Origin of the sequence: Arthrobacter sp. 2YAF22_2, from assembly GCF_052114645.1 — a bacterium.
Classification (GTDB): Bacteria; Actinomycetota; Actinomycetes; order Actinomycetales; family Micrococcaceae; genus Arthrobacter.
This window is the reverse complement of sequence record NZ_JBFRFD010000084.1, coordinates 1-9270: the sequence shown is the minus strand read 5'-3', so window position 1 is coordinate 9270 and position 9270 is coordinate 1. Positions and strand designations below refer to the sequence as shown.

Here is a 9270-nt window from a genome sequence, read left to right as displayed (position 1 = left end):
ATGAGCCACCGCGCGTAACCCGGCCCATCGAATCAACTGCGCTTTACTATGGCGCGCAGGCGCGGGCACTGCCAAGATGGCACCATGGACCCTCTGGACCTGGTGACACCTGCTCTCCCCGAACCGGTGGTACTGGTCGTCATGGGCGTCTCCGGGTCCGGCAAATCCACCGTTGCCGCCCTCCTTGCGGGTCGGCTGGGTTGGGCCTTCGAGGAAGGCGATGCCCTGCACCCCCAAGCCAATGTCGACAAGATGGCCGCGGGACATCCGCTGACGGATGAGGACAGGTATCCGTGGCTGGAGAAAGTTGCCGGCTGGGTCGACCGGAGGCTGGATCACGGGGAGAACGGGGTCATCACCTGTTCGGCGCTCAAGCGGTCTTACCGGAACATTATCAACCGACGTCGCTCCGGCGTCGTTTTCATTTTTCTGGCAGGGTCCCCCGAAACCATTGGCGCGCGACTGGTCGAACGCCACGGCCATTTCATGCCGGCCAGTCTGCTGGCCAGTCAGTTCGCAGACCTCGAGGAACTCTCCGAGGATGAGCCCGGGATCCGGGTCGACATTGACCCAGATCCCGGCATGATTGCCCAACGAATCATGGACCAGTTCGGTCTGCGGAGCGAAACACGAGGAGCGCCATGAACGGAATCGCCAGGCTTGCCGGACCTTTTACGGGGGTCCCCACCGACAGCACCAGTGACCTCATGCATCAGCCGTGGAACGGGCACGACACGCAAGTGCTTGTCGTCGCAGCCATCGGCATAGCGATTGTCGTCCTGCTGATCGTCTGGGCGAAGATGCACGCCTTTCTGGCTCTTAGTATCGGGGCCCTCTTCGTCGGAATCGCCTCCGGCATTGCCCTGGACAAGGTCACCACCTCCTACGAAAACGGCGTCGGCAGTGTGCTGGGCTACGTCGGAGTCCTCATCGCTCTCGGCGCGATGCTGGGTAAGCTTTTGGCCGATTCGGGCGGCGCGGACAAGATCGTGGACACACTTCTCCACGGCCGGCCGGCAACCCTGCCGTGGAAGATGGCCCTTATCGCCGGCATCATAGGCATCCCCATGTTTTTCGAGATCGGTCTAGTGCTGCTTATCCCCGTCGTGATGCTGGCAGTGCACCGTTCCAAAGGTCCTGCAATGCTGCTTGGCATTCCAGCCCTGGCAGGCCTGTCGGTGCTCCACGGATTTATCCCGCCACACCCGGGTCCGCTGGCGGCGATCGGCATCCTGCACGCCAATGTCGGAGTGACCCTCGCCTTGGGCCTCCTTATTGCGGTTCCGACTGTCATTATCGCTGGTCCGTTGTTTGGCCGTCTCGCCGCACGGATGGTGCCCATCGGCGCCGCCGGAGCCGGCTTGGCCGTGACTGTCGGAGCCGGCGGGAACGCGCAAACCTCGGAGCTTCAGGACTCCAGCACACAAGCCGCGGGCGTGCGCCGGGACACGCCGCTGGGTGACGGGCACATGGGTGACGGGCGCGTGGGCAAGGCTCAGGATCCCGACGCCACCCGCAGCCCATCCTTCACCTGGACCCTGGTCACGCTGCTGTCCCCGTTGGTGCTCATGCTGATTAAGGCAGGTGCGGACATTTGGATGGACAAGGGCGACCCGATACGGCCGTTGCTCGATTTCATCGGCGACCCGGTCTTCGCGCTGCTCGTGGCTGTACTGCTGGCCATGATCACTTTCGGCACGAGAGTGGGCTTCTCGGCGTCGATTCTGACAAAGAAGATTGGCCAGAGCCTGTTGCCGATTGTCGGGGTCATGCTCATCGTCGGCGCAGGTGGCGGCTTCAAGCAGGTTCTGGTCGACGGCGGCACCGGAACCGCCATCGCCAAGATCGCCGTAGCTGCCAGCCTGTCGGCGCTGGTGCTGGGCTGGATCGTCGCGGTGCTGATTCGTCTGGCCACAGGCTCGGCGACGGTGGCTACCGTAACCGCAGCCGGCATCATCGCACCCATAGCAACCGGTCTGTCGCCGGCTCAGTTAGCCCTGGTGGTGCTCGCCATTGGAGCCGGATCGCTATTCTTTTCCCATGTCAACGATGCAGGATTCTGGCTGGTCAAGGAATACTTCGGGCTGACAGTAGGGCAAACGATCAAGACCTGGTCCGTCATGGAAACGATAATCTCCCTCGTGGGGTTCGGACTCGCATTGCTGCTGTCGGCGATCGTCTAAGCAACGCATCGCTCCGGACGCGTCCCCCGTCGGCAGCGCTGGCAGCGTATGGTGCCGTCCACGCCGCGTTTGTTGGTGAAGTTTGCTGCCGGCTGGCCCCGGTCAGGACCGGTTGGCCTCGTTCGACGCCGACTGGCGGCCCGCGGCGAGGAGTTTCACGGCAAGCACAGCGGAAAGGCCAGCGAAAGGAAGCTCGACGAGGACGGCCTCTAGGACTGCTGTGACGAGCGGCGGCCCCTGGGCCGCGGTGGTGACGTCGAATAGGGCATCGATGCACAGGCTCGTGGAGAAGGCCGCAGCGCTCAGCGCCGCATATGAACTGCTTTTAAAGAGGAACACCGCTGTCAGAAGCGCGGTGAGAGCTTCAAACCCGTCCAAGGCGAGCCACGCCATGTTCCAGTTGTAGGCGACGGTTACTGAAGGCATTGTGCCGCTCAAATATAAAATCCACACCGCATAGAAAAGTCCGGCGGCGGCACCGCAGGCTAGAGCCATCCACCGCCACTCCAAGCCCCGCAGGCGGGCCCATATTCGCCGGCGGACACGGAGGATCAGCAGGACGGCCAGAGCGACCAACCCTATTTTGAGTCCCACAAAATGCGGTCCCGCCGACCACATCGGGTCCCGGAGACCGGACGAGGCAACGAGGCCGACCACAGAAGCGCCTGACGGCTGAAGCCCGTACAGCATGAGGTCAGCCACGGTACATCGCGCCGACGCCGGCAACCGACACAGTTTCTCCAGATCCGCTCCGGCACGATGTCATCGGCTACCTCCCTCTCCCTGCCACGAGCCTCGGTCTATAAAGCTCATCAAACGCTACCGGAACCGCCCCGGCGCCAGTACTCTCGCCGTGGACCATGAAGCCGCACAACCAACCACATTCTCGGCTCACCGGATGAGAATGACATGGAAGAATCCTGTGCGTCGCCTGTGTAGCCATGCGGTCGAAGCCGGGCGCGATCTCGGCCAACACCGGAACCCCATGCGGCGCCGAGTGTCGTGGTTTCTCTCAGGAACTGGTCGTACTGTGAATCTGCCATCTTTTGTTCGTTTCCGCCGCGTCGCATCGACCACTCCCGGCTGGAAGACATCATCCGGGTCAGCCCAGCTTTTACAGGAACGGGTGATTGACTTAGACGGCATGGATTCGTAGGAACGACCTACCGTGCCTGGATTCARCATCGGCAGCTGGGACTGTCACACCTGAGAACTGGAAAGCAGATATGTTCAAGCGAATACCACTTGGCCGCCGACCGGAGGGACGCTCCGGCCCAACTGGAGGGCCCTCGGAAGCCCTCCCCGCCCCGGTGAGGGTGGCCTCGGGCAGGCSCCTGCTCCTCGACACGGGCACGACGCTGGGCAGGATCATGGCCTTCCTCGTCRTCAGTGCCGTGTGCGGGGTGTTCGCGGCGGGCCTGRCCGTGCCGGCCGGCGCATTGGCCGGGATCGCTGCGAACGGTATGGCCCAGCTCTCTGACAGCCTGCCCAGCGACCTGACGGTGGCCCCGCCCGGACAGGTGACGAGGGTCCTCGCAGCCGACGGGTCGCAAATCGCGACCCTGTTCAGCGAGAACCGTACACAGATCCCCCTTGAGCAAATGTCGCCGAATATCAAAAATGCCATCGTCGCGATCGAGGACTCCCGGTTCTATCAACATGGCGGCATCGACCCGCAAGGCATCCTGCGGGCCCTCGCCACCGACGCCGGGGGCGGCCACCAGGGTGCTTCCACGCTGACCCAGCAGTACGTCACCAACGTTATGAACGAGGACCTCATCACCCAGGGCAAGGACACCCAGGTGGTGCTCAACGGGCAGAAGGGCATCAGCGACAAGATCCGCGAAATGAGRCTTGCCATCGCCCTCGAGAAGAAATTCTCGAAGGACCAGATACTCGCCGGCTACCTCAATCTCGTGTCATTCAACGCCAACGCCTTCGGCATCCAGGCAGCCAGCCAATATTTCTTCTCCATCGATGCCAAAAACCTCACACTGCCCCAGGCGGCGCTGCTTGCCGGCTTGGTCAACGGACCCTCACTCTATGATCCGACCCAGCACCCCCAGGCYTCCAAAGACAGGCGCGACCTCGTGCTGGACGCAATGCTCCAGCACGGCTACATCARCCAACAACAGCACGACGACGCCGCCAACACCCCCATCCAGCTCAACGTAAACCCACCCAAACAGGGCTGTGCATACGCGGCCCAGGCACAGTACTTCTGCGATTACGTCCTCCACCAGATCCAGAACGATCCCRCCTTCGGCTCAACCCCRGACGCCCGGATCSAAAAGATCACCCGCGGCGGCCTGACCATCAAGACCACCCTTGACCCSCGCCTKCAGGCACCGGCCCAGACCCAGGTCGACGCCACAACAGGGGCCAACACKGACAAGTGGGGCACCTCCCTCGTGACGATCCAGCCGGGCACCGGGAAGGTCCTCGCCATGGCCCAGAACTCACGCAAGCTAGGCAACCAGGGCAGCAGCTTCGTCTCGGACTACAACTTCAACGTCGAGAGCGCTGATGCCAACGGCAACGACTTAGGCGGCGTCGGAGGCATGCAGCCAGGTTCGACCATGAAGCCCGTGACCCTGGCCGCCTGGCTGGGCGAGGGTAAGCCGACAGACCAGATCGTCGACGCATCGAGGCGGCGCTACGGCATCAACTACCCCTGGAAGACCACCTGCCACCCCGTCCARGGCTGGTTCGACAGCACTCTCCCGCCCTCTACCGACCTCCAGAACGACGAACCCACCTGGTACCGACCCATGTCCGTCCGGGAAGGCATCTACCAATCGATCAACACCGCCACCTTCGCCTCCCTCGCCGGGCTCAACGACTTCTGCGACGTCCAGCGCGCGGCCGACGCCATAGGCCTACACCTGGGCGACGGGAAGGACCAAAAGATCGATCTCTCCACCCTCGGCAATATCCTGGGCAGCCAGGACGTCGCCCCCATCACGATGGCCAACGCGTTCGCGACGTTCGCCGCAGACGGCACCTATTGCATCCCCGTCTCGATCACCGMAGTCGACGATGCCCAAGGCAACAAAATTGGCGGCCAGACACCCTCATGCCAGCCCGGCGCCCTGAAAYCAGACGTAGCCAAAGCCACCACCAACGTCCTCCAAGACGTCCTCACGAAGGGCTCCGGCCTGCTCATCCCACAAAAACTTGGCGTYCCGGACGCCGCAAAAACCGGCACCAACCAATACAACAACCAAACCTGGGTCATCGGCTACACGAAGGGCCTGGCAACGGCGTCCTTCTTCGGAGACCCCTTCAATGGCGGCCCGTCCCGGCTTGGGCGCAACGTCACGGTCAACGGCAAGTTCTACCCCGTCGTCGACGGCGCATACATCGCAGGCCCGCAATGGGCGCAATACATGCAACACGTCGTCGGYCTCTACGACCACGGCGACTTCGACGCCCCACCGCAAAACCTCATCGGCGGCTCCCCCACCCCAGCCATAAAACCATGATGATGTCCCACCAGCCCATCGCAACAGATCAGAGAGCGCAGAGGAAAACGACGCTACGCAGGACTCTTCCCCGTAGCTCTTCCCTAGCCTGCCCGAAGGTTTTGCCGGGCATAATGCGCTGGAAGCTCCGGCCAACCGCTATTTGGCCGGAGCTTCGCCACTTCGGGCGAAGCCAGAAGGGCGCGGTCGGYCTCCACCGAAACTTCAGTCGCGCCGCCGCCCGGTCAATCAAGCTCAGAACACGTTCTCTTTCTCTTCGCCTCCGCCACCCAGTGGCCCGAACTGCAGCGTGCCTGCTACGTCCCGACCGTTCCAAAGCGCCAATCCCACCGGCAGACCCTCAAACCGGGGACCCGAGTCAAAGGAGCACGCACCGCTGCCGTGATACCGGAAGGAGTCTTCGTGGCGGCCGGCGGCGGGCTCACAACCCCGGTGGTTGTGAGACCCGGGTGCGGCCAAAGCAGGAAAGAGACGGAGGCGATGGCTGACACCGATAACTCTGACGCCCGCGCCGAGCACCGGTGGCCAGCGGTGATTGGACTGCTCRTCGCGCTGGGCCTGTATGCCGCGCTGCCCAGCTCTTTCCTTCCGTGGCTCAGGTACACGGTGGTCTGCGTTGGTCTGGCAATGCTGATCCCACTCGTGCACCTGAATCCGCACCGGTTCCACAGGGAAACGCGGTGGTCAAAAAACGTTGCCACCGGGCAGGCGCTGCTCCTGGTCGCAGCAAACGAGGTGGCCCTGGTACAGGTGGTCATCCGGCTCACCACTTCGGGCAACAGCGACGGCCCGGCAATCCTGYTKGCTGCAYTGCAGATCTGGGTCACCAACATCATYGCGTTCGCCCTGGCTTTCTGGGAGATGGACCGCGGTGGCCCCGTTACCCGCCGCCACGCCGAACGTGAGGACATGCCGCCAGCAGACTTCCGGTTCCCTCAAGACGAGGACCGCGACGCCATTGAGGAGGTCGCTGTAAGGTCCTCGGAGCGGACCGGATGGGTCGCATCATTCATCGATTACGCATACTTCTCGCTATCCAATTCCATGGCCTTCAGCCCCACCGACACCATGCCGCTCTCTGCACGGGCAAAAGCCATGATGGGTGTGGAAGCAGCCGGGGCATTCGTTCTCCTCGCCCTCGTCATCGCCCGGGCGGTTTCGCTTCTCAGCTGAACGCACTGACCCTGCGGCAAGAGCACGCCCGTCACGGTGAAAAATCGTCGAGCCCCGGGCCTAACTTGCTCCCCCGCAAGCAACTAAAGGGCCCCCTAAACGTCGACGGCGCTCGAACCTTGACCTTATCGCCAGCGCGCTCTTGTTATCTCGCCCTTCCAGGTGAACGCGTCGAAGACCAAGGGCACTCCGGCGAGCAAGAAGGGGGCAGTGGCTACGGAGGGCTTCAAGGGGAAGTTCACCCGCAGCCATGTGGGGTTTAGCGGCGGCCGGCCTCGCGGTGTCGGTTACCGATTTGAGTCCGCCCGTTCGGGAGCCGGAAAACACCACCTCTGCAAAACTTTCCTTGCGTACACGCAACAGTTGCGTAAGAATAAATGCATAGTTCGCGAGCGGGGAACAGCCAGCTTGCGCGGCGCGATTCCACCGCTGCCGGCTCCACCCGCAAAGTCCTGCTCGTTCCGCTGAGGCGGAAAGTGAGCCCGCCGGGGCCCGCGGGAGAGCAATAGCGTGCTAGGCGCGCCGTCTAATCAACCCATCTTGCGAAGGAGCAATTCCGATGGCACACAACACCACGTCAGCACCGGCAGTGGGCAACGCCCGGTGGAAGCGGCTGATTCCCGTCGCAATCGTCGTCTACATCATCTCGTTCATGGACAGGACCAATATCGGATTCGCCCTTACCGGACTCCACCAGGATCTGGGCATCAACGCCGCCCAGCAGGGACTGGCCGCCGGCATATTCTTCATCGGCTACCTCGTCCTGCAAATACCCGGCGGTCACCTCGCCGAGCACTGGAGTGCCAAGAAGTTCGTCGGCATCATGGTGCTCATCTGGGGCGTGCTGGCCATCCTTTCCGGATTCATCCAGGACTTCACCCAACTGCTCGTGGTGCGCTTCTTCCTCGGCGTGGCCGAGGCCGGGATCTGGCCAGCGATCCTTGTCCTGATCAGCCACTGGTTCCCCGCCGCTGAAAGAGCGCGCGCCTACGCGCTCTGGATGATGAACATCGCCATCGCCTCCATAATCACCGCTCCCCTCTCCGGGTGGATCCTCTCCTTCTCAGACTGGCGCTGGTTGTTCATCATCGAAGGCATCTTCCCGTTCGTCATCGCTGCACCCCTGTGGTGGGCCCTGATCGCCGACCACCCCCGCGAAGCCGCATGGTGCTCGGTTCAGGAGCGCGAGTACATCGAGGAGGGACTGGCCGCTGATGCAGCAGCACACCCGCAGCAGGAGAAGCTCGGCCTCCGCCAGGTTATGTCCAACGCAGTGGTATGGCGCCTGACGTTGGTGTATTTCCTGATCCAGATCGGCTTCTACGGCATCAACATCTGGCTCCCCCATGTGATCAAGACGATCACGTCCGGGTCACCCGTCGAGGTCGGCCTGATCACCGCGATTCCCTACGTGCTGGCGATGTTCGGGCTTTGGTACAACGCAAAGGCAGCCGACCGCTCCGGCCGTTACTCCACGCACGTGCTGCTGTCGATGGCGGTCGGTGCTGTTGCCCTGGTGGTATCGGTGGCAACCGGGGACAGCCTTCCGTTCCTTGCAGTCACCCTGATCAGCATCGCCGTCGCCGGGGCCCTTGCCTACGACGGGCCCTTCTGGGCTTCCGCGTCCCGTGCCATGCCGGCGGCCGTGGCTGGCACCGCAATGGGACTGATCAACGCGGTAGGTAACCTCGGCGGATTCGTCGGACCATATGTGGGCGGTTCCCTGCAGGATCTGACGCACGGCAGCTTCCTTGCCACATCCATCTTCCTGGCGTGCTGCCTGCTGGCCGCAGGCCTGGTGATGCTGACGCTGCGACGCGGCGGTGACAGGCCGCTGGACGGCGCCCGACTGCAGGAGGAACAGTTCGGAAGGACGGGAGCAAAAACACCCACGAAAAAGACGGTCTGAAATTGCGCTTGCAACAGTGCGGCTTCCCAGTCTGCCGAGGTCCCTTCGGGCACCTCCAGCCTGGGGAGTCGTTCCACGAAGGAGCACCGTAACCCATGACGAGACCCTGCGGCAGTGGGGGGCAGGCAGCCGCCGGGCGCCCTGACCTTGGAAACACTGTACCCAAGGTGGGCTCGAACCGGACTCCAGCCCACGGAAACACCGGACTCCCGCCGAAACATACGCAATCCGGCCCAGTCCGGCATACCCCGCCCGCAAAAGTGGCCGGTGACGCGGGGGCTATACGGTACACAACACGATGGCAGGACTCCTCATCTGATACGCCCGACCGGCAAAGATCCGGTCTGGTCGTCGCCGCGATGCTCCCCAGCATGCGTTAACGACGGCGGAGGCCGAGATCGTCGGGAGTGCTGGCTTTGGATCCGGAGGCCGGTTCCCACCGCGAAACAGCGGAGACAGCAACGCCGCATACCCAGAATCCGGATGCGGCCGACGGCGGGAAGAATAATGGCTGCGGTGG

6 protein-coding genes are annotated in these 9270 nt (G+C 63.0%); 5 read left to right on the top strand and 1 reads right to left on the bottom strand.

Going from position 1 to position 9270, the window contains the following annotated elements; genetic code table 11:
• Nucleotides 1–84: 84 nt before the first annotated feature.
• A complete protein-coding gene (locus AB4Y86_RS05455) occupies nucleotides 85–645 on the top strand; it encodes a gluconokinase (protein ID WP_441400802.1) in 561 nt (186 codons plus the stop codon).
• 62 nt (nucleotides 646–707) lie between these two features.
• Nucleotides 708–2183: a GntT/GntP/DsdX family permease gene (locus AB4Y86_RS05450; protein ID WP_441400804.1), complete on the top strand. Its 1476-nt coding sequence runs from the start codon at nucleotides 708–710 to the stop codon at nucleotides 2181–2183.
• Between the two features lie 102 nt (nucleotides 2184–2285).
• Here AB4Y86_RS05450 and AB4Y86_RS05445 read toward each other — a convergent pair whose 3' ends face one another.
• A complete protein-coding gene (locus AB4Y86_RS05445; protein ID WP_441400800.1) occupies nucleotides 2286–2609 on the bottom strand; it encodes a hypothetical protein in 324 nt (107 codons plus the stop codon).
• 944 nt (nucleotides 2610–3553) lie between these two features.
• On the opposite strand from AB4Y86_RS05445, the gene AB4Y86_RS05440 reads away from it, so the two are divergent.
• The 3 genes from AB4Y86_RS05440 to AB4Y86_RS05430 all read left to right on the top strand — a co-directional run bounded on the left by AB4Y86_RS05440 (nucleotide 3554) and on the right by AB4Y86_RS05430 (nucleotide 8750).
• A complete protein-coding gene (locus tag AB4Y86_RS05440) occupies nucleotides 3554–5668 on the top strand; it encodes a transglycosylase domain-containing protein (protein ID WP_441400798.1) in 2115 nt (704 codons plus the stop codon).
• Nucleotides 5669–6070: 402 nt separating this feature from the next.
• Nucleotides 6071–6841, top strand: a complete 771-nt coding sequence (locus tag AB4Y86_RS05435; protein ID WP_441400796.1) for a hypothetical protein — start codon at nucleotides 6071–6073, stop codon at nucleotides 6839–6841.
• A 559-nt stretch (nucleotides 6842–7400) separates the two neighbouring features.
• Nucleotides 7401–8750 (top strand): MFS transporter, encoded by a 1350-nt coding sequence (locus tag AB4Y86_RS05430; RefSeq protein ID WP_441400794.1) that lies wholly within the window; start codon nucleotides 7401–7403, stop codon nucleotides 8748–8750.
• Nucleotides 8751–9270: the final 520 nt, after the last annotated feature.

Excerpts from the sequence above, each read along its gene's own strand:
- AB4Y86_RS05455 (WP_441400802.1), top strand. The coding sequence starts at position 85 with ATGGACCCTCTGGACCTGGTGACACCTGCTCTCCCCGAACCGGTGGTA.
- AB4Y86_RS05450 (WP_441400804.1), top strand. The coding sequence starts at position 708 with ATGCATCAGCCGTGGAACGGGCACGACACGCAAGTGCTTGTCGTCGCA.
- AB4Y86_RS05445 (WP_441400800.1), bottom strand. The coding sequence starts at position 2,609 with ATGCCTTCAGTAACCGTCGCCTACAACTGGAACATGGCGTGGCTCGCC.
- AB4Y86_RS05430 (WP_441400794.1), top strand. The coding sequence starts at position 7,401 with ATGGCACACAACACCACGTCAGCACCGGCAGTGGGCAACGCCCGGTGG.